We start from the raw sequence: 24,066 nt of genomic DNA, 5'->3' as shown, positions 1-24,066 counted from the left end.
TGAAACGGGTCCAAACTCTGTCCAGCCGCATAAAAAACACCCGACAGTGAAATGCACTGCCGGGCGTTTGATTCGATAGGGAATCGTTTTCTGATGTCAGGTCAAATCAGCCTGCATCACGGATGCGTGATTCAGCAGTTGCTACACGCTGCGCCGATTCCTTCAGTTCAGCCAACCGCTCACGCTCTGCCTCAACGACTTCCTCGCGCGCGTTCGCAACGAATTTTTCGTTGGAGAGCTTCTTCTCGATACGATCCATTTCAGCGGCAATCTTGCCGGCTTCCTTGGCGAGACGTGCTGCTTCAGCCTTGAGGTCAATCAGATTTCCAAGCGGGATGCAGATTGTCGCCTCACCAAGCAGCATCTGGGCTGAGCCCTTGGGAGCCTGTGCCTCGAACGAGACACTCTCCACGCGGGCAAGGCGCTTGATGGCAGCATCGTGGCGGGCGAAGCGTTCCACGCTTGTCGCGTTGGCATCCAACACGACAACCGGGGCAATCGCACCGGCGGGCACATTCATTTCCGCACGGACAGAACGAATGCCAGTGACGAGATCAACGAGCCAGTTGATGTCAGCCGCGGCTTCCTCGTCCTCAAACGACAGTTCCGGCCAGGCAGCAAGCGCCAGCACCGTATCGCGCTTCTGTCCCTCACCTGCGGTCAGGGTCCAAAGCTCTTCGGTCATGAAAGGCATGAACGGATGCAGAAGCTTATAAACCTGATCCAGACAATAGGCTGCCGTGGCTTGTGCTTCTGCCTTCGCAGCTTCATCGTCACCCATGAAGATCGGCTTCAGCAGCTCCAGATACCAATCGCAGAACTGGTTCCACACGAAGCGATAGGCAGCACCCGCAGCTTCATTGAAGCGGTAGGTGTCGATGCCTTCCGTCACGGCTCGCGTTGCCTTGGTCAGTTCCGTCAGAATCCAGCGATTGACGGCAAGCTTGGCGTTTTCCGGTTTGAAGCCGGCATCAAGCTTCACGCCATTCATCTGGGCAAAGCGCGTTGCGTTCCAGAGCTTGGTGCCAAAATTGCGATAGCCGGCAATACGCGCCGGGTCGAGCTTAACGTCACGACCCTGAGCGGCCATGATGGCAAGGGTGAACCGCAGCGCGTCAGCACCATATTCATCCATCAGCTCGAGCGGATCGATGACATTGCCTTTCGACTTCGACATCTTCGCGCCGTGCTTGTCACGAACGAGAGCATGCAGATAAACCGTATGGAACGGGATTTCGTCCATGAAATGGAGGCCCATCATCATCATGCGGGCAACCCAGAAGAACAGAATGTCGAAACCCGTAACCAGAACACTGGTTGGATAATAGGTTGCGAGTTCCGGCGTCTTGTCCGGCCAGCCGAGCGTCGAAAACGGCCAAAGCGCCGACGAGAACCACGTATCGAGAACGTCAGTATCGCGCTCAAGTGCAACGTCTTCGCCATAGTGAGCGCGTGCGGCGGCTTTCGCTTCCTCTTCGCTCTTTTCGACAAAATACTGGCCATCTGGACCGTACCAGGCCGGTATCTGATGTCCCCACCAGAGCTGGCGTGAAACCGCCCATGGCTGAATGTTTTCCATCCAGTCGAAATAGGTCTTTTCCCAATTCGTCGGGACGATCTTTGTCTTGCCCTCGCGCACCGCCGCCATTGCTGGCTTGGCCAGTTCGCCGGCGTTTACATACCACTGGTCAGTCAGATAAGGCTCGATCGGAACGCCGCCGCGATCACCATGTGGGACGGCGTGCGTGTGGTCCTCGACCTTTTCCAGATAACCGCGCTCGTCCATCAGCTCGACGATGCGCTTGCGGGCTGCGAAGCGGTCCTGCCCTTCGAGTTCGTGGATCAGCGCCTTCAATTCAGGCGTCAGCTGCAGCCCTTCGAGGAAATCAACATTGTCCTTGATCGTGATCGACGCATTCGTCGTCAGAATGTTGATAGCGCGCAGCTCATTCCGCTTGCCCACTTCGAAATCGTTGAAATCGTGCGCGGGCGTGATCTTGACAGCGCCGGAACCGGCTTCCGGATCAGCGTAATCGTCTGCAACAATCGGGATATGGCGACCGACAAGCGGCAGCACGACATCGTTGCCAATCAGGGCGTGGTAACGCTCGTCCTTCGGATTAACCGCAACGCCGGTATCGCCCAGCATGGTTTCCGGGCGCGTCGTCGCAACGACGATGTAGGTATGCGGGTTCTCTGGATCGAATGGAACGTTCTCAAGCGGGTAACGGAAATGCCAGAGATGACCTTTCGTTTCGCGTGACTCGACTTCGATGTCGGAAATTGCCGTCAGCAACTTCGGGTCCCAGTTGACCAGACGCTTGTCGCGATAGATGAGACCTTGCTTGTAGAGCGAGACAAAAACTTCCAGAACCGCGCGCGACAGTCCTTCGTCCATGGTAAAGCGCTCGCGTGACCAATCGCAGGAGGCACCAAGACGGCGCAGCTGGTTGGAAATCATACCGCCGGATTCGGCCTTCCACTGCCAGACGCGCTCAATGAACTTCTCGCGGCCCATGGTATGGCGGTTTGGCTCCTGCCGTTCGGCCAGCTGGCGTTCGACAACCATCTGCGTTGCAATGCCCGCATGGTCCATACCGGGCTGCCACAGCACGTTCTTGCCGCGCATACGCTCGAAGCGAACCATAATGTCCTGGATCGTGTTGTTGAGCGCGTGGCCCATATGCAGCGATCCGGTAACGTTCGGCGGAGGAATGACCACTGCGAACGGATCGGCTCCCGGCTTCGCGCCTGCACCCGCCTTGAATGCACCCGCTTCTTCCCAGCGTTCAGCAATTTTCGGCTCTATCGCCGCGGCGTCATAGGTCTTCTCAAGCATGGAATTATCCGGTCTTTATGCGCGATGAATGGATTGAAGGCTCAATAGCAACTAACAGCAGACAAATCACTTTAAAAGTGACAGCACCACTTTCGGTCACTTTAAAAGTGAAAACCCGCCTGCTGCACAGGCGGGTAATATTTCAATGGATCGGCTTGATACCGTTTATCGCTCGCCACGCACCACACGTTCGATTTCTTCCCGGACAAGCCGCTCAACAAGCGTCGGCAGATTATTGTCGAGCCAGTCCTGCAGCATCGGACGTAACAGTTCCGTAGCGATATCGTCGAACGAACGGCGTGGCTCGGCCCGAACCACATGGTTCAAATCCTGAAATGCGGCAGCTACCTGACGTTCGGCAATCGGCGACAGCATATGAGCAGCAGGCTGCATCTTTGCAGCGGGCTCAGTAACTGGCGCTACCGCCTCGGGCTGAACCGGGGTTTCCTGCTCGGCAATAGCTGCAGGTTCCTGCTTCATGTCCGCATCGAGTTCCGGTTCGAGCAAGGCGTCGACTGCTTCGGCAATTTCCGTCTCAACGGAAAGGTCGATTTCTTCCAGAGATATGTCCGCGTCGGCAGGCAGTTCCAAAGACTGCGCGGCCTTGGCGTGAGAATGATCGTCATTCTCAGCATTGAGAACAACCTCATCCTCGTCATCGGCTTCGATTTCAGGTTCTGGCGCTGCCTGAGCCGGTTCGCCAATCGGGCCGCGCAATGTCGGTTCGTCCTGGAATACGTTGCGCATCATTGCAGGCTTTTCCGGCTGTGCAACGGGCTGCTCGGTGACTGGACGACGGAACTCCGCAACCTCTCCACGAGCCGGAGAGGCCGTTGTCACCGGCGCTGGCTGGCGAGTGACATCGCTGTCTTCAATGATCCTGCGGATGGAAGCGAGAATCTCTTCCATCGACGGTTCACGCGCTGCGCTGGATGTCTGTGCCATGGCTACTATCCGCTTTCCTGTATTGCGACATTGTCTGCAAAAGACAGAGAATCAATGGATTAAGGGTAGCGGACGATCCTCCGTTTGAGAATCCCCGGCCAAGGCAAGCTGGATCAAACTCACAGCTTTATGGATTTGTTAAGAATTGCGGGCGCTGCAAAATCGAATCGCAGCAAACAAAAAGGCACCCGAAGGTGCCTTTTCAATTCTCACTATGCTTGCAAGCAATCACCGACCGTCCGGTGTGCGCAGACCAAACCACTTGTCCTTGACGGCTTCGTAATGCTCTTCCGGCTTGTACTGAGCGACCTGCAAGCCCATCTGGCTGGCAGTCATGCGACCGGTCGCATTAAGAAGAGCATAGCTGGCGACAATAACGTTACGCTCGGATTCGACCAGAGCGATCTGTGCATTGATCAGATCGTTTTGCGAATTCAAAACGTCCAGCGTCGTGCGCTGTCCAACCTTGCGCTCTTCAATGACGCCATCGAGAGCAAGCTGTGCGGCGGAAATACCGTCACGATTTGCCTTGACCGATGCGCGGGCAGCTTCAAGCTGCGACCATGCGGAGCCGATAGCCTGACGAACCTGATCGCGAACGACGTCGACTTCGATACGTGCCTGACCGAGCTGTTCCTTGGACTGGCGAACCTGAGCCGAACTACGGCCACCGGTATAGATTGGGATACTGACGCCGACGCCGATGGACGCCGAGTTGCCATCGGTCTGCGAGCCGCCCTCGCCGGAATAAGTATCAAGGTGGCTGGCGCTTGCCGTAAGGCCGACGGACGGAAGCAGAGCACCTTCCTTGGCCTTCACGTTATATCCAGCAGCATTAACGGCATATTGGGTCGCAAGAATGCCCGGGTGTCCGGCAGTCGCAATGGAGAAAGCCTGATTTGGCGAGCTCGGCAGGTTCTTGGCTGCGGCTGCGGTCGCAAGCTTGTCCGGCTGAACGCCGATAACCTGCACATAGGTTGCTTCTGCCGACTTGACATCCGCACGTGCGGAATTCAACGCCGCTACAGCGGTCGAACGGCTGGCATCTGCCTGCGCAACGTCGGTACGCGTACCTTCACCCACGTCGAGACGGGCACGAGCCGCACGAACCTGTTCGTTCAAAGCTGCAAGGTTGCGTTCACGCAGAACAGCGATCTGGCGAGCCTGATAGACATCCATATAGGCTGTTACCGCCTCATAGAGTCTGTTCTGCTCTTCGTTGCGGAGATTTTCGCGCTGGGCGAAGACCTGTGTTTCTGCGGCGGCGACATTGTTCTTGGTTTGAAACCCATCGAACAGCATCTGGTTCAGCTCGATGCCGAACGTGCCTGTTGTGCGATAACCCTGACTTGAAGGTGTCTTGCCACGCCCTACGTTATAAGAACCGGTAATCTGCGGACGATAACCGGACTTGGCAATGGCCACGCCTTCATCCGTGACGCGGACGCCTGCGCGGGAGTAGTTCAGGTTAGCATTGTTCTTGTAGGCCTTCACGAGAGCGCCGGTTAACGTCTCCGAGAACGCCGCCTGCCCCGTTAAAATGGTGCCAGACAACAATGCTGCGGCCGCTACCAGTCCTTTGCACGTTTTGAACACCGGGTACCTCATATTAAGAACAAACGAATCCAACTATCGAACCGATCGGTTCGGGCAAATCCTAATAACCTCTAAATTCGGTTATTTCCATTGCCCCCGCCAGAGCTTGCACAAACAAATTCCGCAGCGTTGCAGAATTGTATCATCCACTAAAATTAAAATTCGAACTGCGGAACGCGCTCGAATCCCGGTAGCGGACGAACCGCAGTGTTGAACACACCGCGTCCCGATGCAACACCATTTTCTTTAACGTAAATCCGCGCAACTCCGGCGTTCCCCCGGCCTTCAACGGCAACGAGGCGTCCGCCGTCCTTCAACTGGCTGAGAAGTGCGTCCGGAACAAAATCGACAGCGCCTTCAATGACGATCACATCGTAAGGCGCTTCCGACGGATAGCCTGCCTGCAGTTCGCCTGAAACGATCACAACATTGTCATAGCCGAATTCAGCGAGACGGGCAGTCGCAGCAGCCGACAATACGGAATCACTTTCCAGACCGATCACCGAGCCAGCAAGCTTGGAGAGGATGGCTGCCGAATATCCGGTGCCGCAACCGACATCGAGAACCACGTCGGTGTTCTTGATACGGGCGAGCTGCACGAGCTTGGCGAATGGCGAAGGTTCCATAAGGTAGCGAGGCTGCTTGCCTTCGCTTTCCAGAAGCTGGTCTTCATCGATATAGGCGAGAACCTGACGGGCTGCGGAAACAAAAGCCTCGCGCGGGACGGTCAGGAAAGCATCGATAACTGCCAGATCGGTTACGTCCGTCGTACGGATCTGGTTGTCGACCATCTTTGTGCGAAGATCCTGGAAATCGGCTGCCATAGCCCTAAACCCTTCCTTGTCGCGGAATGCGATGTTTCATGCCATTGGAGCGCCGTGCATCCTTTTGGACGCACAAAGAGCACCATAAACGAGATTTGCCGTTGATGTGGCAAAAATCGGGGGTCCAGTCAATGAAACACAGCATTTGCGGCATTTATGCTCACTGATACCCACTACAGTTGTCGGCATCTGGATATGAAGATGCCGGAAAGCCTTCCGAGTCCCGGCATCTCGGTGCCTGTTTTGACACACAGCCTGCCCGAAACCGTTTTACGCTTTTCGGGATGGGCTCTATCGTTCGCAGCACTTTGAAACAAGCGCCCCTCAAATCACATTATTGAGCGTTCGATGCCGGATAACCGGCCTCAGCCAGTGCAGAAAGAACGGCGTCCTGCGAAACCTTGCCGCCGAATTCGACCTCTTTCTTGTCGAGATCGATTTCAATTGGTGCGGTTGCATCGAGCTTGCGCAGTGCGACGGTAACGCTATCGGCGCAACCGCCGCACTTCATCTTGGGAATGGAAAACTTCATCAACTCAGTCACTCCTTATAGTGGATTGAATTTGACGTTTGATATCCGTCCGATATTAATCCCGTTTCAAACGTCAAATTCGAAAAACCCACTAGATTCACAAAGTTACTAGTGGTCTTTTTGCTCCGACATTTGCTCAGCACTCATATCCGAGGGATGCAAATGTCGGAATCAGACCACTAGGACTGAACATAAGATGGGGCTTCCCATCGTGGTAAGGTCAAGGGCTATTCTGCCATTCTTCTTATGGCGCTTCGCAGGTCTCCGGCACGCTCTTTTCCAATGCCAGCGGTGACTTGGTCAAAGACCCTGTCATGATCTGCATCGGCTTGAACGGCGGCTCTTCCTGCATGCCCGGATTTGTGAGGTGAATCGTGTAGCAGCCTGTAAAGACTTCCTTCTTGCCATCCGCCGTTTCGGCTTCGATGGCCAGTGGCTGGCTCCAGTAGATCTGTCCGGCGCCTGGATCAGGATCAGTCTTGCGCAGCGCGACTTTCACGCTCTTGGTATTCTCATAGCCTTTTACAAAGGTCTTGAAATCCGGCTCGCGCCCTTCCTCGGAATAATAACCGTAGGCTCGGGTATATTCCTTGCGATTGATCGCATTGTAATAGGATTCGATCAGGGCCTGTGGCGTCGAGCGATCGTCGCGATAATCGGGAACTGTCACGCCTCCGGCAGCATCCTGCGTCTGCTCGGAAGGCTTGGTTTCCTCCACAGGCTTGGAAGCATTGTCATGCTTTTCCTGAACGTTTCTCGGCGTTTCTTCGGGCGCAGCCTTCGGCGGATTTTGCGCAAAAGCGCTGTCAGCCGAAATGCCTGCAAGCCCCGTGCCCAGAAGGCCGATCACAGCAGCCAGCATCAGAGGTTTCATCCGGTCATTCGACATTCGCTTCTCCTCTTCCTAGCAAAGTTTTTGCGGAACGCGTCGAGGGCGCTCCCGATTTGGTGTATTGCAGTAATGATGTTACAACACTAACTATAGTGAAAACGTGGCAGGCGCAGAGGAAACTCAGCCTGTTGCGACATGATTGGACGATTCTCCGTCCATATGCCAGCACGATACCGGAAGAGAGAAAATGGGCCGTTTCGCAGTCATGACGCTAACTGACAAGGCAGCTGATCGCGTTCGCGAGATCATCGCATCGCGGGACGGCGCTCTTGGTATCCGGGTGGGTGTGAAAAAAGGCGGCTGCGCCGGAATGGAATACACCATCGATCTCGTCACGGAAGCCAAGGCAGGCGACGATGTGATCGAGAAGGATGACGCGAGAGTCTTCATCGCGCCTGAAGCCGTTCTTTTCCTGCTCGGCACCCAGATGGATTTTGAAGTAACGACGCTGCGGACGGGTTTTGTCTTCAACAACCCGAACCAGACATCAGCTTGCGGCTGCGGCGAATCTGTCGAAATCAAAGCCGCCTCCCCGGAAAGCCTCCGCCAGATGCAGGGCGCAGCCTAACTCACGACAAGGTCCATCAGCTAATGGATGACGAAGCTCTTCGCGATCTGTTGCAGGACTTCGGCCCCATCAGCATCCGCCGCATGTTTGGCGGCAAGGGCATCTATCATCAGGGCCTGATCTTTGCACTCGTCGTTCGCGACGAGTTGCTCTTCAAGGCTGACGAAATAACCATCCCGGATTTCATTGACGCAGGCGCCACCCAATGGACCTATGAAGGTCGCAAGGGCGGTGATCCAATCGCCATGCCTTACTGGAGCGTGCCAAGTGAAGCTTTCGATGATCCGGAAGTGATGACGCATTGGGCGCGCCTTGCTTATGATGCAGCGCTACGAAGCGAAAAAACCAAGCCCAAAAAGAAATCGGCTGCGAAGCGCTAGCCTCGCAGCCGATTGATTCATTTTTTTACTGCTTCGGTCAGATTCCAGTCGGAATCAGCATGAAGGCCGGAATGTCATTGCCGAAACCAACAGGCGTCGGGCCGTCATCGTCACGATCACGACGGCGTTTCTGTTCGTGCTGCGGCTTGCCGCGGCGCTCGTCATTGGAAGCGCGGATCGCATCACGGCGCTCGCTGGCTTCGATGACTGGTTGCGGCTGTTCGGCAGGATCGAGAACTTCGGCAGGCTTCGCCTTTGCCTTGTCTTTCGGCTTGTCCTTGCCCTTGGCATCCTTGCCTTTGCCGCGTGCATTCTTGCTCTTGCGCGGATCGTCTGCCTCATCAGAGGCTGGCAGGGTGGACAGATCACCATCGAGCCATTCGATCTTCTCGCCGATCATATTTTCGATGGCTGCAAGATATTTTGTATCGGAAGGCGTCACAATAGTGAATGCCTTGCCAGAACGCCCCGCGCGACCGGTACGGCCGATGCGGTGAACATAGTCTTCCGAGTGAATCGGAACGTCGAAATTGAAAACGTGGCTCACATCGGGAATGTCGAGACCGCGCGCGGCAACATCGGAAGCCACCAGCAGCTGCAGTTTGCCTTCCTTGAAGTTCGCCAACATGGTCATGCGCGCGCGCTGATCCATATCGCCATGCAAGGCACCAGCGTTGAACTCGTGCCGCGTCAGCGAGCGGAACAGTTCGGATACGTCTTTCTTGCGATTACAGAAGATGATCGCGTTCTTGAGCGTATCGCCTTCCGCACGGACGAGATCGCGCAGAACCGCGCGCTTGTCCCAATCCTTCTTGCTGGATTTCACCAGGCGTTGGGTCACGGTTTTGGCCGTAGACGAAGCCTTTGCAACTTCAACGCGCGTTGGCGAATGCAGGAACTGTTCGGTCAGCTTGGTGATTTCCGGCGGCATGGTGGCCGAGAAGAACAGGGTCTGACGCGTAAACGGAATGAGCTTGCAGATGCGTTCGATGTCCGGAATGAAGCCCATATCGAGCATACGGTCTGCTTCATCGATGACGAGAATTTCAACACCGGTCAGGAGCAGCTTGCCACGCTCGAAATGATCGAGCAGGCGACCGGGTGTCGCGATGAGAACATCGGCACCGCGTTCCAGCTTACGCTCCTGTTCATCGAACGACACGCCGCCAATCAGAAGGGCCACGTTCAGCCGATGATTGACGCCGTATTTGGTGAAGTTCTCCTCGACCTGCGCTGCGAGTTCGCGGGTCGGCTCCAGAATGAGCGTACGCGGCATGCGCGCCCGCGCCCGACCCTTTTCCAGTAGCGTGAGCATCGGAAGCACGAAAGACGCGGTCTTTCCGGTTCCCGTCTGCGCGATACCGAGAACATCCTTGCGTTCAAGGGCTGGAGGAATGGCTCCTGCCTGAATGGGTGTGGGCGCAGAATATCCCGCCGCTTCTACAGCAGCGAGCACTTTCGGGGAAAGACCGAGTTCGGCAAATGTCGTCAATGGAGGCGCAGCTCTCTTGGTTTGGAAATGATTTCCACCCATCCTGTCATTGCAGCCGCGTCATCGGGCGCAGGAACGAAGGCAGAATAAGGCGTCTGCAACGCAATATGCGTTTTCTTGCAGCATCGCGTACGTCCACAGCGTGCAAAAGTCAACCAAAATACCATCGAAAGATATCAAATTGCTTCAATTGTGTTGCGACAATCGAAATCAATGCGGAACTTGAACAAATTTACTCAAATTGTCAAAAGCCAAAGAGCATTTGCGTAGCTGAATTGCGTGCCACTTATACGCTGAAACTAATGCCTGAACTGTTCTGTCAGGATGCGCTCGTCCCAGGAATGATTTCGATCAAAGAGGATGGCCACCTGGCTGTTCGGTGCTTCTCGCACGGTAACAGCCCTGACCGATTTGACCTCATTATTGTCCGCGACCGCATTGACCGGGCGTTTTTCGGTTTCCAACAAATCCATGCGAACGGTTACGTGCTTCGGCAATAGCGCCCCACCCCAACGGCGCGGACGGAAGGGACTCACCGGGGTGAGCGCCAGAAGTGGCGCTTCAAGTGGCAGAATGGGACCTTGTGCTGAAAGATTGTAGGCGGTGGAACCTGCAGGCGTCGCGACCATCACACCATCGCAGACGAGTTCGTCCAGACGCACCTTGCCGTCAATCGTTATCCGAATCTTCGCAGCCTGATAGGACTGACGGAAAAGGGAAACTTCGTTGATCGCCAAAGCCTCGAATGATTGTCCGGATTCTGTTTCGGCGACCATGACAAGCGGGCGAATGGTTTCCATCTGCGCGGCCAGAATGCGCTCCGGCAGGTCATCCACGCTGAATTCGTTCATCAGGAAGCCGACAGAGCCGCGATTCATGCCATAGATCGGCGTACCGCTGTTCATGAAATCGCGAAGCGCCTGAAGCATGGTTCCATCGCCGCCAAGCGCAACGATGATATCGGCATCTTCAGCAGCCACATGACCGTAGCGGGCAACGAGTTCTTTTTGGGCGACAAGTGATTCTTCGGTTCCCGACGACAGAAAATGCAGCGCGAGCGATTTATCTTCCATATTTACAGTCCCGAATCTGGCCAACCCTGACAAGTTTGCCACTGTTTCCCCAACCCGCTATTGGCTATCACATGAAAAACCCGGTTGCCATGACCTGCTAGCGATGAATTTTCGTTTTACACGCGCTGCATTTGTGCTAATCGGGCGCAAGTGCCCTTATAGCTCAGTTGGTAGAGCACCTGATTTGTAATCAGGGGGTCGGGAGTTCGAGTCTCTCTGGGGGCACCAAATATCCTCTCATTTGGGGATAATTTATGAGTTATAACAATCGCTTATTGCGTCGTTTCACTTACACAATCCCCTCACCTATAGGCCCCAAATGGGGCATTGATTCCATTGAACAATCCCATTTCTGTTCCCTCACCTTTTCAGCCTAAACTTGCACATCTAGACGTGAGCGATTCAACATCATTTCGAATTTCTGTTGACTCTCCATTCCAGACGTGAACGAAATAGGAACATCTGAGGGGAGCCCGATAAACTCACAGGCATGCTTGGTGGCTTATGTGTCTGTTTCGCTGGAGCCGAGCAATGAATGCAGTTGCGCATGACCTGCAAGACGAAATCGCCCTGGTACTCTCGTACTACCAGGGCGACACGCGAGCTGCGATAAAAGCCATTGCTGGAAGATCGCGGTTCCTGTCGAATCAAATCGCAATTGCATGCATGGCTGCCGACCACAGATATACACGAGGCTGGAATAGTAGCCTCTGTTAACTCGGCGATAAGCGTCTCACATGAAGAACAGCAGCAAATTCAAAGCTTTGTCTACTTGTGGTTGCAGTCATCCGAATGATTGTACAGTCAATTCGTGGTGTGGTATTTGCTATTCTATTATTCTTAGGAGAACGATATGTCGAGAGTAGCAGAAATCCGAGAGAAACTTGGAAAAGCTCATATAGACACCCCATATTATGCAGGCGTGGACAACCCAAATCACCTCGGCATTTTTTGGAACACCGACAGTCTGTTTAGGAGAATGTTTGATCAACTAGACTTGACAAACGTGGTCGAGTTGGCCTGCGGACACGGGCGCCATGCCGCACAGATAGTGAACAGGGCTGGACGCATTACTGTCATTGATATTAATAAGGAAAACATTGATGTTTGCCGCAAACGGTTTTCCCAGAACTCTAATGTCTTTTACTCTGTAAACGCCGGTGTAGACCTTCGCGAAATAAAAACAGAAACCGTCACCGCCCTATTTTGTTATGACGCTATGGTTCACTTTGAAGCCAGTGACGTGATTGCATACTTAAGTGAAATTGCACGCATTATGCGCCCTGGAGGAAGGGCTCTTTTGCACTACTCGAATTGTGAAGATTTTCCCGAAGGAACATATGAAGATGAGCCGCATTGGCGCAATTTTTTCTCTGAAAAGTTGATGCGACACTTTGCAAACCGTGCAGGATTTAGGCTGATTGATACCCAAATTACCCCTTGGCCCCCGACCGCGGTAACACAACCAAGAATTGATGCGGTGACACTTTTAGAGAAATCACAACCATAACTATCACGGGTGAATATCCACATTATCGTTCTTTGCGGGGGGCAAACCTACTTCGCGACTAACAATTAGTAGGCTCGATATTCACCAAATAGATCAGTCCCCATCTGAACCAGACCAGAGTTCGTGATCCGAAAGAGGGTTATTGGTGTCCGGGCAGATTTATCGCGTGCGGAAAGACTACTCTGTCATTGCCGCGTTGACCTGATCGGCCTCCCCCCCCCAGAGAGCAATGGACAGAACCTCCATAACTAACGGTTCTTGCGTTGGAGCAACATTAGCAGCAATCGGGCTATAGACGCCCGCAATCGTCTTTATTCATATTTCGAAACCGTGCGCGGTGCCTACCCCCTTGGCTGTGAAAGCCACAGGACTAAAAGCCTCCTAAGCATAACGGGCCAAGGAATCACACAGATTTGGCCCGACAATCTGTTTGTTGGCCAATTGGGATCAGCGCCCCCCGCATCACGATAATGTCTTCCTATAAATACTAGATCGTTTTGACCGACGGTCGGATCGACATGGGCATAATCACAGGATGTTCAGCGTGTTAGGAGAGTTGACCGCCGAAACGGGAACCGGCATCGATCCAATTCGTTCATTTCGACGGCGGGTGCGAAACTAAAAATGGATAGGTGCCATGTACAAATTTTCGGCAATGGCAGCGGCGATGGTGATTATGTCGGCTTTTGTTTCAGCCGTTCCCGCACAGACCCAAAGTATCGAGATCGGTCCCAATGGTATTCAAGTCAACCCGGACAGCGACCGCCGGGTTATTCCTGATCGTCGTTCTGAACGGGATGAAATCAGCGAACGCCGGGCTGCGAGGATTGCACGTAGCGAGGGAATGGATGAAGTCGAAAGCGTTTCACGACGCAGAGGCGCGTATATTGTCCGAGGAATAGACCGTCGAGACAACGATATGCGTGTAGTTATTGATCGTCGCACCGGAGAAGTGCTTGAAGTGCGCTAGTCCAACGTTACCGTGCTGTCGGGCGCAATTTGATCCGTCTTGATCCACCGGGCCCTCCTCCCGAAGTCGTGTTACGATTTCGGGAGGAAAATGCATATTACCAATTGCGTACGCAATAGCCACGCGGTGTCAGATGATATCCGCGAGCGCAGACCTTATGGACAGGGCGGTTTCGCACACAAACGCCATTTCTGTTCAAGTGCCAGCCACGGGCGCAACGTGCTCTGGCCCGATTGGGAACACAGCGTCCATAGCGATTCATGTGCCAGCCAGGCCCACACCGCCACCCGACCTGCTCCGCAAGACTACCGGCATCATGCGTATTCGTGGGTTGTGACATTGGCAAAGCGAATGACGGCGCCGAAAAAGACATGACACCACCGAAAACAAGAAGAGCAGTTAGGCTGCTTCTGACTGACATCGTTACATCCTCCATAGTCAGCACTCCCGCCTCATTGAAAATAGGCGCTGGCGATTGAATGGAAGATGAATGATAAAATTTTCGTCTGGGTGGCCACGAAGTAAAAATGCGGCTCCTTGAGCCGCATTTTGTGTGCTTCGATCAGATTTCAGTACCAGCCGACAGCCACCTGGGCCTCTTCGGACATACGGTCCGGCGTCCAAGGTGGATCGAATGTCATCGTGACCTCCACCATGGAAACACCCTCAACGGCGCTGACTGCGTTCTCAACCCAGCCCGGCATCTCGCCTGCTACAGGGCAGCCGGGAGCAGTTAGAGTCATTTCGATTTTCACGGTGCGATCATCTTCGATATCGATCTTGTAGACGAGACCGAGTTCGTAGATGTCGGCTGGAATCTCGGGATCATAAACCGTCTTCAAGGCCGCGATGATGTCATCCGTCATACGCAGGAGGTCTTCCTGCGGGATGGCAGAAGCGGAAAACACCGAATTGTCTTCGGCTTTTTCTCCACCCTCGACAGGCGCGGTATCGGCTTTGTCCTGAACTTTCTGTTCCATATCGGTCATCCGAAAAACTTCCTTGCCTTTTCCAAGGCTTCCGCCAATGCATCCACTTCAGCACGGGTATTATACAGGGCGAAGGATGCACGGCATGTAGAGGTAACGCCGAAGCGTTTCAAGAGCGGCTGCGCGCAATGTGTTCCGGCACGGACCGCAACCCCTGCCCGATCAATCACCATCGAAACGTCGTGCGCATGAATTCCCTCCAGCGCAAACGAGATGATGGCTCCCTTGTCCGGCGCATTGCCGAAAATGCGCAACGAGTTGATCCGGCCGAGCTGCTCATGAGCATAATCGCGCAGATCCTCCTCATGGGCGAGGATCGCATGACGACCGATCTTTTCCATATATTCAAGCGCCGCACCAAGACCGATAGCCTGAACGATCGGCGGCGTGCCGGCTTCGAAACGGTGCGGCGGATGATTATATGTCACATATTCTTCCGTGACTTCCTCGATCATTTCGCCGCCGCCCTGGAAGGGACGCATCTTCTCAAGCATTTCCGCACGGCCATAGAGGACGCCGATACCTGATGGTCCGTAAACCTTGTGGCCGGTAAAGACATACCAGTCGCAGCCGAGATCCTGCACGTCGACAGGCAGGTGCACAGCGCCCTGGCTGCCATCGACCAGAACCGGAATACCACGCGCATGGGCAAGCTCGACGATCTTCTTGATCGGCGTCACCGTTCCAAGCGCATTCGACATATGCGTGATGGCGACGAGCTTGGTTCGCTCCGTCAGACGCTTTTCGAATTCTTCGATATGGAAGATGCCTTCATCGTCCACCGGCGTGAAGACCAGCTTTGCGCCCTGTCTTTCACGAATGAAATGCCATGGCACAATATTGGAGTGATGCTCCATGATCGACAGAAGGATTTCATCGCCTTCGCCGATATTCGGCATGCCATAACCATAGGCGACCGTGTTGATCGCTTCGGTCGCGTTCTTCGTAAAGACAATTTCGTTCACAGAACCGGCGTTCAGAAAGCGCCGTACCGTCTCACGCGACTTTTCATAAGCATCCGTTGCCGCATTTGACAAAAAATGCAGGCCGCGATGAACATTGGCATATTCGTTGGAATAGGCGTGCGTTACAGCGTCGATGACGCTCTGAGGCTTTTGCGCCGATGCGCCATTGTCGAGATAGATCAGCGGCTTGCCGTGCACTTCTCTCGAAAGGATCGGAAAGTCGCGACGGATCGCCTCGACGTCATAGCGCGCTACAAGCGGATTCTTCTGGTCCATGATCGTTCCTCTTGCCGTTTCGGCAGGAAAAGGCAGAGCGTGCACCTGCACACTCTGCCTCAATCAATCAGGCATGGGTGGCGAGCCAGTTGGACAGCACTTCTTCCAGTGCCTCAACCAGCGTTTCGTCTTCCAGCTCTTCGATAATCTCGGCGATGAAAGCCTTGATCAGCAGGCCACGTGCCTCGTTTTCGGGTATGCCGCGTGCCATCAGATAAAACAGATAGTCCCTCGACAATTCGGCAACCGTCGCACCATGGCCACACGCCACGTCATCGGCAAAGATTTCGAGTTCAGGCTTGGCATCGAACTCGCCATCATCAGAAAGCAGCAGCGTATTGCACGCCATGCGGGCATCGGTCTTCTGGGCGATCTGCGCAACGCGGATCATGCCCTGGAAAACGCCACGCGCACGGTCCTTGACCACGTTGCGAATGATCTGGGTCGAACGCGTGTTTTCCACCAGATGGCCGACCGTCATGGTGACATCGGTGTGCGTGTCGTCAGCCAGAAGATTGAGACCGCGAAGCTCGAAGTCGGAATCCTCACCCGTCACATTGACGTGCACTTCCTGACGAACCAGCTTGCCGCCCGCATTGACGATATAGAGCGTGAGCTTGGAGCCCTTGCCAATCGTCGCATTGAACTGCGAAAGCTGCGTTGCCTGACCGAAATCACGCAGGATGATCCAAAGGACTTCAGCGCCGTCGCCAACGGTCACATGGTTGACAGAGGTGGAGAAGGCATCGCCTTCGCCGCCATTCTGGCGTTCCACGATGGTGCCCTTGACATTTGCACCAATGCGGACAGGAAAACGAGTGTGTCCCTGTCCGGCCTTCTGGATGTTCTGAAGCTCCAATGGCGCTTCCAGTTCGGTGTCATCGGCGATGGAAACCATCCAGCCATCGCTGACATAGGCAGCGTTGATCTGGCCGATCGTATCGTCGAAGCCGCGCGACCGAAGCTGGGTGACGAGCGAGCCGTCGGCCAACGCCTCGCGAACCGGGGTCAGCGACACACCTTCAGGCGCTTTCGCGGCAAGAGCCACGCCATTGCTTGTGGCAGCGATGGACGAACCGGCGATGAGCGCAGGCAATGCCTGTGTTCCGGCAGCGGCATCGAATGGCGCCACACCCTTGAGAAGCGTACGGAAATCCGTGTAATGCCAGCTTTCGACGCGGCGGGACGGAATGCCGTTCTCCTTGAGAGTTTCAAGCGCCGCATCACGTGCAACGACAACATCGCCATTACCCGGCAGGTCGCCCATGCGGTCGGCAAAACTGTCGATCAGCGCGCTTTCAGCGGGCGTTCGCGGCTTGGTAGCCGGGGCGGTCTGGATATTCATGATCCATCCCTCCTCAGGCAGCTTCGCCGATTACGTCGGCATAACCATTTTCTTCAAGGTGCAGCGCAAGGTTCTTGTCACCGGACTTGATGACCTGGCCCTTGTAAAGCACGTGCACGCTATCCGGAACGATGTGTTCGAGCAGACGCTGGTAGTGCGTGATGACGATCACGGCGCGGTCCGGCGAACGCAGAGCATTCACGCCTTCCGAAACGATCTTCAGCGCGTCGATGTCGAGGCCGGAGTCGGTTTCGTCGAGGACGCAGAGGCTCGGCTCCAGAAGTTGCATCTGAAGAATTTCAGCACGCTTCTTCTCACCGCCAGAAAAGCCGACATTCAGCGGACGCTTCAGCATGTCCATGTCGATGCTGAGCTTGCCAGCAGCGTCCTTCACGCGCTTGATGAATTCCGGGATCTTCAGTTCCGGCTCGCCACGCGCCTTGCGCTGGCTGTTCATCGCAACCTTCAGGAACTCCATCGTGGCAACGCCCGGAATTTCCATCGGATACTGGAATGCGAGGAAGATGCCCTTGGCGGCGCGTTCAGCCGGGTCGAGTTCGAGGATCGACTCGCCGTTGTAGAGAATGTCGCCTTCCGTCACTTCATAGTCTTCGCGACCGGCGAGGATATAGGAAAGCGTGGACTTGCCCGAACCGTTCGGACCCATGATCGCAGCAACTTCACCCTTGTTTACGGTGAGGTTCAGGCCACGGATGATCTCGGTATCCGTGTCGGCGATCTTTGCATGGAGGTTCTTGATCTCAAGCATGAATGTAAACCTTGTTCTAATGCCAGGAAAAGGCTGGCCAGAAAAATCACTGGGAAAGAGGCGATCGGTTAACCGACACTACCTTCAAGCGAGATGCCGATAAGCTTCTGGGCTTCGACGGCGAATTCCATCGGCAGTTCCTGAATGACTTCCTTCACGAAGCCATTGACGATGAGAGCGATTGCCTCCTCTTCCGGAATGCCGCGCTGCATCACATAGAACAGCTGGTCTTCCGAAATCTTGGAGGTGGTTGCCTCGTGTTCGAACTGCGCCGTGGCGTTTTTCGCCTCGATATACGGCACCGTATGCGCGCCACAATCGTTACCGATCAGGAGCGAGTCGCACTGGGTAAAGTTACGGGCATTTTCGGCCTTGCGATGGGCAGAAACCTGTCCGCGATAGGTGTTGTTCGACTTACCGGCCGAAATACCCTTCGAAATGATGCGGCTCGACGTATTTTTGCCGAGGTGCAGCATCTTGGTGCCCGAGTCGATCTGCTGATGGCCATTCGAAACAGCGATTGAATAGAACTCGCCGCGCGAATTATCGCCACGCAGAATGCAGGACGGGTATTTCCACGTGATCGCAGAGCCGGTTTCAACCTGCGTCCACGAAATCTTGGAGTTATCGCCGCGGCAATCGCCACGCTTGGTGACGAAGTTATAGATGCCGCCCTTGCCGTCCTTGTCGCCAGGGAACCAGTTCTGGACTGTCGAATATTTGATTTCGGCGTTTTCGAGCGCAATCAGCTCAACGACAGCTGCGTGCAGCTGATTTTCATCGCGCTGCGGTGCGGTGCAACCTTCCAGATAGGAAACATACGCGCCTTCATCAGCGATGATGAGCGTACGTTCGAACTGGCCGGTGTTCTTCTCGTTGATGCGGAAATAGGTCGAAAGTTCCATCGGGCAGCGAACGCCCTTCGGAACGTAAACAAACGAACCATCCGTGAAGACAGCCGAATTCAGCGTCGCGTAATAGTTGTCCGAAACAGGAACCACAGAAGCCAGATACTTCTGCACCAGTTCGGGATGTTCGCGGATCGCTTCCGAAATCGAACAGAAGATTACGCCAGCTTTGGCGAGTTCTTCCTTGAAGGTCGTAACCACCGACACACTGTCGAACACGGCATCAACAGCAACGCGGCCGGACGCATAGACATTGTCGGAAGGATTGCCATCGATTTCGCTCGGCTCGCCCTGCTTGCGAACGCCAGCAAGGATTTCCTGCTCGCGCAGCGGAATGCCAAGCTTTTCGTAAGTCTTCAACAGCTCCGGATCAACTTCATCGAGCGACTTCGGGCCGGACTGGTTTTTCGGCGCCGCATAATAATATGCGTCCTGGAAATCGATCTTCGGATAATCGACGCGAGCCCATGTCGGCTCTTCCATGGTAAGCCAGCGTTCATAGGCTTTCAGACGCCATTCCAGCATCCATTCCGGCTCGTTTTTCTTGGCGGAAATGAAGCGAATGATATCTTCGTTCAGGCCCTTGGGGGCCTTCTCGGCTTCGATCGTCGTCTCGAAGCCATACTTGTACTGGTCCACGTCAAGGCCGCGGACCTGATCAATGGTCTCCTGCACTGCAGGCATTGGCGTTCTCCATCCTCGTCGGGGTCAAGGCCCGACAGTTGCAAACGTCAAGGTGATATGTCTTGAACAATACCGCCTCAATATAGTGTGCGTGGCCCTTCTTTAAAACCTCTCTAAACTGAATTTCAAGCACCGGGTTCAAATTTGCCCCTAAAAATGCCGATTAAAACGATCAACTTAATGAAACAGTCCGACGAAACGGCGATCGCAGACGACACATCCCGGCTTTGACGCCTTGATTTTCTTTGAAGAATTGGAATTTCCGGGCAGCCTATCAGAATCATGCCCGCCCTTGCCTTGTGCATGTAGGAACATAGATAGCCAAAGGAAAGGGAGACCATAATGAACACCCAAAATCTGCAGGACTATGTAAAGTTTCTCGAACAACAGGTGAACGACGAAGGCCGCACCATCAATCAGCTGAAGTTTTTTCAGGACGCCCACGACAAGTTCAACATTTCAAATGCCAGCGCTTCCGACGATATCGCCGCCGATATCGCCAAGCGGGAAGAATTTAAAACGCGCTACGAGAGCTATATCGCCGCTGCAAAGCAGAAGCTCGGCCTCGATTTTTGAATCACAATCACGCCTTCTTGGCGCGACGCTCGATAATTTTGCGGAACACGTCGAGAAACGCATCGACTTGATCGGGCGTTGCTGTTGGCTCAAGCGACACGCGGATCGCCCCGAGGCTGTCTCCATGTCCCATGGCCGACAGCACATGGCTGGGACCTACTTTCCCTGACGAACAGGCCGAGCCTGCCGAAAGCGCAATCCCGCCGAGATCAAAAGCTATCTGTACGGTTTCCGCCTTTTGCTCCTCAAGGGAAAAGAAGGTCGTGTTCGGCAATCTGCCGACCGATTTGCCATAGATCACCGCATCCGGGGCGATCGCCTCCAACCCGGCCTCCAGCCTGTCCCGCATCGCCGGGGACCAGCCCTCGCCGTCCAGTCGTGTCTTAGCAGTATCTGCCGCAGCACCGAAACCTGCGATCAGCGGCAGAGCTTCCGTTCCCGCTCTATGCCCCTTTTCCTGACCGCCGCCGCGAACAAGCGCGCGCGGCATCATGAGGTCGGAAATAGCGATAATCGCGCCGACGCCTTTCGGGCCGCCAATCTTGTGCGAGGAAATTATGAGATAATCACCACAATTATCTGAAATATCTAACTTAATGCGCCCTGCCGCCTGGACTGCGTCGACGATATAAATGCCGCCCGCAGCCTTCACGATAGTGGCAATTTCCGCAATCGGCTGGATGATGCCGGTCTCATTGTTGGCGGCCTGTATGGCCACGAGCGGCAGACCCTGGTTTTTGTCGTGACCGGCAAGCGCAGTTTTCAGGGCATCGAGTTGTACAATGCCATTTCCATCAACCGGTAGAACGGTGACGTCCTGCGCTGCAAACCGCCCTCCGGACAGCATGCAAGGGTGTTCCGTATCACTCACGTAAAGATGTGACAGGCGGACCGGCGAACGTCCCATCATATAGTTGGGTGTCAGCAGCGTCGACGCGGCTTCCGTTGCTCCCGACGTAAAGAAAACATGGTCTGGTCTGGCATTGACGAGCGCTGCAACGCTGCGGCGCGCCGCTTCGACGAGCGCACGCGCGGCGCGGCCTTCACGATGCACGGAAGATGGATTGCCGGTAATGCCGAGCGCATTGATAACCGCTTCGCGTGCTTCATCAAGCAACGGAGCACTGGCATTATAATCCAGATAGAGCCTCTTGCCGCTCCCGTTCACCGTACCTATCTCCTAAACAAAATTCTGGAAGCGCAATTTTCTTGAATTTTCAATCAAGAAAAGCCTATTAAGCCCCCATAGGAACTGAAACTCGCTTTCAGTCTGTCGAAATTTCCAACCGGTTCTAGAAGCGGCGTCCTACGACGTCAAGTTTCGCCGCCCCAGTCCGGTCTTCCCGTTACGAGCGGAGTACACATGCCAGAAGTCATTTTCAACGGCCCTGCCGGACGCCTCGAAGGTCGCTATCAGCCTTCCAAAGAAAAGAATGCTCCAATCGCGCTTATCCTTCATCCACATCCGCAGTTCGGCGGAACGATGAACAACAAGATCGTCTACGACCTCTTCTACATGTTCCAGCAGCGCGGCTTCACCACGTTGCGCTTCAATTTCCGTGGCATTGGCCGCAGTCAGGGCGAATTCGACCATGGTGCGGGCGAGCTTTCGGACGCTGCAAGCGCACTCGACTGGGTGCAGGCGCTGCATCCGGATTCCAAGACGTGCTGGGTCGCCGGTTACTCGTTCGGTTCATGGATCGGCATGCAGCTCCTGATGCGCCGTCCGGAAATCGAAGGCTTCATTTCGGTTGCACCGCAGCCGAATACATATGATTTCGCCTTCCTCGCCCCCTGCCCTTCGTCGGGTCTCATCATCCATGGCGACCAGGACAAGGTGGCGCCGCCAAAGGATGTGCAGGCTCTGGTCGACAAGCTGAAAACCCAGAAGGGTATCACGATCACCCAGACGACGATTCCGGGCGCGAACCACTTCTTCACCGGTCAGGGTGATGAGCTCATCGAGGATTGCGCAGAGTATCTGGATCGCCGCCTTGCAGGCGAACTGGTCGAAGCACGTCCGAAGCGCTTGCGTTAAGCTTACAAGAAATTCAGCTGTTGTTTTCCAGATTTGCAGCGTCTCATCCGGCGGGTCTCCCGCCGGATTTTTTATGCGATGCTACCATCGCGATCCAATGATTCGTTTTCTCAAATCCATCTCATGAGCGTGACATGCCGGTTTATGCCATTCTTGCTATCGCCATAGTGTCCGAAGTCATCGGAACGCTCAGCCTCAAGGCATCAGAAGGCTTCACACGGCTTGGGCCGTCCTTGATCGTTGTCGTCGCTTACGGTCTGGCTTTCTATTTTCTTTCCATGACCTTGAAGAGCATTCCTGTCGGGATTGCCTATGCGGTCTGGTCCGGGATCGGCGTCACGCTCGTGGCCCTGATCGGCTGGCTGGTGTTCGGCCAGAAGCTCGACCTCGCGGCAGTGCTCGGCATGGGATTGATCATTGCCGGTGTCATTGTGCTCAATCTGTTTTCGAACACGGCACAACACTAGAGCGCGTTTCAATCAATGAAGCGAAACCAAATTACTGGTTCGCAACCCATCAATTCGGGAGTTTCCTTGTTATTGGCGGTTGATTGGTGCTAAAGGCGGACATATCACAGGGATGCAAGCAGCCGCTTGCGACCAGTTTCAACTTCGCCTTATCAGTCAGGGAAAAGGAATGTCCGGTTTCAAATCCGATTTTCTTCGCACGCTTTCCGAGCGTGGCTTCATTCATCAAATTTCCGATGAAAGTGGCCTCGACGAATTGTTGGCCAAGGAAACCGTGACGGCCTATATCGGCTTCGATCCTACGGCTCCAAGCCTTCATGCGGGCGGTCTGATCCAGATCATGATGCTGCACTGGCTCCAGCAGACCGGGCACAAGCCTGTTGCGCTGATGGGCGGCGGCACCGGCATGGTCGGCGATCCGTCCTTCAAGGACGAAGCCCGCAAGCTGATGACCGAAGATACGATTGCCGAGAACATTGCCGGCATCAAGCGTGTCTTCGCCAACTACCTCACCTTTGGTGACAGCGCGACCGATGCCCTGATGGTCAATAATGCCGACTGGCTGCGCAACATCAATTACCTGGAATTCCTGCGCGATGTGGGCCGTCATTTCTCGGTCAATCGCATGCTTTCGTTCGATTCGGTGAAGACGCGCCTCGATCGTGAGCAGTCGCTGTCATTCCTCGAATTCAACTACATGATCCTTCAGGCCTACGATTTCGTGGAACTGAGCAAACGCTACGATCTGCGTCTGCAGATGGGCGGTTCGGATCAGTGGGGCAATATCATCAACGGTATCGATCTCGGTCACCGTATGGGAACCCCACAGCTTTATGCCCTCACCTCACCACTGCTGACGACAGCATCGGGCCAGAAGATGGGCAAGTCGCTTGGCGGCGCAATCTGGCTGAACGCTGAAATGCTGAGCGCCTATGATTTCTGGCAGTACTGGCGCAACACGGAGGACGCCGATGTCGAGCGCTTCCTGAAGCTCTACACGACGCTTCCGCTGGACGAAATCGCCAAGCTGGCAGCGCTCGAAGGCGTCGAAATCAACGAAGCGAAGAAAATCCTCGCGACGGAAGTAACGGCCATGCTCCACGGTCGCGATGCGGCCGAGGAATCCGCAGAAACAGCGCGCAAGACTTTTGAGGATGGCGAACTGTCGGAGAATCTTCCGACAGTCGGCGTTCACAAGGCAACGCTGAACAGCGGCATCGGGGTTTTGGCGCTGATGGTTCTGGCCGAACTCTGCACGACAAATGGCGAAGCCCGCCGTCACGTTGAGGGTGGTGCCGTACGTATCAATGACGAACCGGTCAGCGATCCTCGCATGACCGTAGATGCTGGTGCACTGAACGATCAGGGCGTTATCAAGCTGTCTCTCGGCAAGAAACGCCACGTACTGATCCGCCCGGCATAAAACGG

Annotated in this window: 23 protein-coding genes and 1 tRNA gene; 9 read left to right on the top strand and 15 right to left on the bottom strand. The window is 54.7% G+C overall.

The window, feature by feature from the left end; genetic code table 11:
* Nucleotides 1–106: 106 nt before the first annotated feature.
* The 6 genes from OHI65_RS15260 to OHI65_RS15235 form a co-directional block, all read right to left on the bottom strand.
* Complete coding sequence (locus tag OHI65_RS15260; RefSeq protein WP_125300354.1) at nucleotides 107–2,839, bottom strand: valine--tRNA ligase; 2,733 nt, start codon at nucleotides 2,837–2,839, stop codon at nucleotides 107–109.
* 165 nt (nucleotides 2,840–3,004) lie between these two features.
* On the bottom strand, nucleotides 3,005–3,784 hold the full coding sequence (locus OHI65_RS15255) for a PopZ family protein (protein WP_125300355.1): 780 nt from the start codon (nucleotides 3,782–3,784) through the stop codon (nucleotides 3,005–3,007).
* Nucleotides 3,785–4,012: 228 nt separating this feature from the next.
* Nucleotides 4,013–5,392, bottom strand: a complete 1,380-nt coding sequence (locus OHI65_RS15250) for a TolC family outer membrane protein (RefSeq protein ID WP_010661296.1) — start codon at nucleotides 5,390–5,392, stop codon at nucleotides 4,013–4,015.
* Nucleotides 5,393–5,535: 143 nt separating this feature from the next.
* Nucleotides 5,536–6,204, bottom strand: a complete 669-nt coding sequence (locus OHI65_RS15245; RefSeq protein ID WP_012092123.1) for a protein-L-isoaspartate O-methyltransferase family protein — start codon at nucleotides 6,202–6,204, stop codon at nucleotides 5,536–5,538.
* A 334-nt stretch (nucleotides 6,205–6,538) separates the two neighbouring features.
* Nucleotides 6,539–6,739 carry a heavy-metal-associated domain-containing protein gene (locus OHI65_RS15240; protein ID WP_010661294.1) on the bottom strand — a complete coding sequence of 67 codons (201 nt, stop codon included), beginning with the start codon at nucleotides 6,737–6,739 and terminating at the stop codon, nucleotides 6,539–6,541.
* A 241-nt stretch (nucleotides 6,740–6,980) separates the two neighbouring features.
* Entirely contained in the window at nucleotides 6,981–7,625 is a 645-nt protein-coding gene (locus OHI65_RS15235; protein ID WP_012092125.1) for a hypothetical protein, read from the bottom strand.
* A 190-nt stretch (nucleotides 7,626–7,815) separates the two neighbouring features.
* On the opposite strand from OHI65_RS15235, the gene sufA reads away from it, so the two are divergent.
* Together sufA and OHI65_RS15225 are read left to right on the top strand one after the other, a co-directional pair.
* Nucleotides 7,816–8,196 carry a Fe-S cluster assembly scaffold SufA gene (gene sufA, locus OHI65_RS15230; protein WP_010661292.1) on the top strand — a complete coding sequence of 127 codons (381 nt, stop codon included), beginning with the start codon at nucleotides 7,816–7,818 and terminating at the stop codon, nucleotides 8,194–8,196.
* A 23-nt stretch (nucleotides 8,197–8,219) separates the two neighbouring features.
* Entirely contained in the window at nucleotides 8,220–8,576 is a 357-nt protein-coding gene (locus OHI65_RS15225) for a TfoX/Sxy family protein (RefSeq protein ID WP_012092127.1), read from the top strand.
* A gap of 37 nt (nucleotides 8,577–8,613) precedes the next feature.
* Here the strand turns inward: OHI65_RS15225 and OHI65_RS15220 are convergent, their stop codons facing one another.
* The gene (locus OHI65_RS15220; protein WP_040129327.1) at nucleotides 8,614–10,068 is read right to left on the bottom strand and encodes a DEAD/DEAH box helicase; all 1,455 of its coding nucleotides are present in this window, start codon (nucleotides 10,066–10,068) and stop codon (nucleotides 8,614–8,616) included.
* Nucleotides 10,069–10,367: 299 nt separating this feature from the next.
* Nucleotides 10,368–11,141, bottom strand: a complete 774-nt coding sequence (locus tag OHI65_RS15215; protein ID WP_012092129.1) for an NAD kinase — start codon at nucleotides 11,139–11,141, stop codon at nucleotides 10,368–10,370.
* 152 nt (nucleotides 11,142–11,293) lie between these two features.
* On the opposite strand from OHI65_RS15215, the gene OHI65_RS15210 reads away from it, so the two are divergent.
* The 3 genes from OHI65_RS15210 (at nucleotide 11,294) to OHI65_RS15200 (ending at nucleotide 13,621) form a co-directional block, all read left to right on the top strand.
* Nucleotides 11,294–11,369 (top strand) — tRNA-Thr (locus OHI65_RS15210).
* 625 nt (nucleotides 11,370–11,994) lie between these two features.
* The gene (locus OHI65_RS15205; protein ID WP_264359146.1) at nucleotides 11,995–12,651 is read left to right on the top strand and encodes a class I SAM-dependent methyltransferase; all 657 of its coding nucleotides are present in this window, start codon (nucleotides 11,995–11,997) and stop codon (nucleotides 12,649–12,651) included.
* 637 nt (nucleotides 12,652–13,288) lie between these two features.
* Entirely contained in the window at nucleotides 13,289–13,621 is a 333-nt protein-coding gene (locus tag OHI65_RS15200) for a PepSY domain-containing protein (RefSeq protein WP_125300356.1), read from the top strand.
* Between the two features lie 97 nt (nucleotides 13,622–13,718).
* Here the strand turns inward: OHI65_RS15200 and OHI65_RS23075 are convergent, their stop codons facing one another.
* The 6 genes from OHI65_RS23075 to sufB all read right to left on the bottom strand — a co-directional run bounded on the left by OHI65_RS23075 (nucleotide 13,719) and on the right by sufB (nucleotide 19,557).
* Entirely contained in the window at nucleotides 13,719–13,961 is a 243-nt protein-coding gene (locus tag OHI65_RS23075; RefSeq protein WP_413541935.1) for a GCG_CRPN prefix-to-repeats domain-containing protein, read from the bottom strand.
* A gap of 229 nt (nucleotides 13,962–14,190) precedes the next feature.
* Nucleotides 14,191–14,610: an SUF system Fe-S cluster assembly protein gene (locus OHI65_RS15195; protein ID WP_125300357.1), complete on the bottom strand. Its 420-nt coding sequence runs from the start codon at nucleotides 14,608–14,610 to the stop codon at nucleotides 14,191–14,193.
* Nucleotides 14,607–15,851, bottom strand: a complete 1,245-nt coding sequence (locus OHI65_RS15190) for a cysteine desulfurase (protein ID WP_125300358.1) — start codon at nucleotides 15,849–15,851, stop codon at nucleotides 14,607–14,609. Before OHI65_RS15190 ends, OHI65_RS15195 begins: the two co-directional genes overlap by 4 nt.
* Before the next feature lie 67 nt (nucleotides 15,852–15,918).
* A complete protein-coding gene (gene sufD, locus OHI65_RS15185; protein WP_125300359.1) occupies nucleotides 15,919–17,196 on the bottom strand; it encodes a Fe-S cluster assembly protein SufD in 1,278 nt (425 codons plus the stop codon).
* 13 nt (nucleotides 17,197–17,209) lie between these two features.
* Nucleotides 17,210–17,965, bottom strand: coding sequence for a Fe-S cluster assembly ATPase SufC (sufC, locus tag OHI65_RS15180; protein WP_012092132.1), 756 nt, complete (start codon nucleotides 17,963–17,965; stop codon nucleotides 17,210–17,212).
* A 68-nt stretch (nucleotides 17,966–18,033) separates the two neighbouring features.
* A complete protein-coding gene (sufB, locus tag OHI65_RS15175) occupies nucleotides 18,034–19,557 on the bottom strand; it encodes a Fe-S cluster assembly protein SufB (RefSeq protein ID WP_006466708.1) in 1,524 nt (507 codons plus the stop codon).
* 342 nt (nucleotides 19,558–19,899) lie between these two features.
* Between sufB and OHI65_RS15170 the strand changes: the two genes are divergently transcribed.
* The gene (locus tag OHI65_RS15170; protein WP_012092134.1) at nucleotides 19,900–20,133 is read left to right on the top strand and encodes a hypothetical protein; all 234 of its coding nucleotides are present in this window, start codon (nucleotides 19,900–19,902) and stop codon (nucleotides 20,131–20,133) included.
* A gap of 7 nt (nucleotides 20,134–20,140) precedes the next feature.
* On the opposite strand, the gene OHI65_RS15165 is transcribed toward OHI65_RS15170, so the two are convergent.
* Nucleotides 20,141–21,301, bottom strand: a complete 1,161-nt coding sequence (locus OHI65_RS15165; protein WP_151572483.1) for a cysteine desulfurase family protein — start codon at nucleotides 21,299–21,301, stop codon at nucleotides 20,141–20,143.
* 195 nt (nucleotides 21,302–21,496) lie between these two features.
* Between OHI65_RS15165 and OHI65_RS15160 the strand changes: the two genes are divergently transcribed.
* From OHI65_RS15160 to tyrS, 3 genes are all read left to right on the top strand, one after another.
* The gene (locus OHI65_RS15160) at nucleotides 21,497–22,171 is read left to right on the top strand and encodes an alpha/beta hydrolase (protein ID WP_010661280.1); all 675 of its coding nucleotides are present in this window, start codon (nucleotides 21,497–21,499) and stop codon (nucleotides 22,169–22,171) included.
* Between the two features lie 134 nt (nucleotides 22,172–22,305).
* On the top strand, nucleotides 22,306–22,638 hold the full coding sequence (locus OHI65_RS15155; protein ID WP_010661279.1) for a DMT family transporter: 333 nt from the start codon (nucleotides 22,306–22,308) through the stop codon (nucleotides 22,636–22,638).
* Nucleotides 22,639–22,807: 169 nt separating this feature from the next.
* Nucleotides 22,808–24,061, top strand: a complete 1,254-nt coding sequence (gene tyrS, locus OHI65_RS15150) for a tyrosine--tRNA ligase (protein WP_010661278.1) — start codon at nucleotides 22,808–22,810, stop codon at nucleotides 24,059–24,061.
* The last annotated feature ends 5 nt before the right edge of the window (nucleotides 24,062–24,066 follow it).

The organism is Brucella sp. MAB-22, assembly GCF_025908475.1.
Lineage (GTDB): Bacteria > Pseudomonadota > Alphaproteobacteria > Rhizobiales > Rhizobiaceae > Brucella > Brucella anthropi.
The sequence above is the reverse complement of the archived record's forward strand: the minus strand, read 5'-3'. Positions and strand labels throughout refer to the sequence as shown.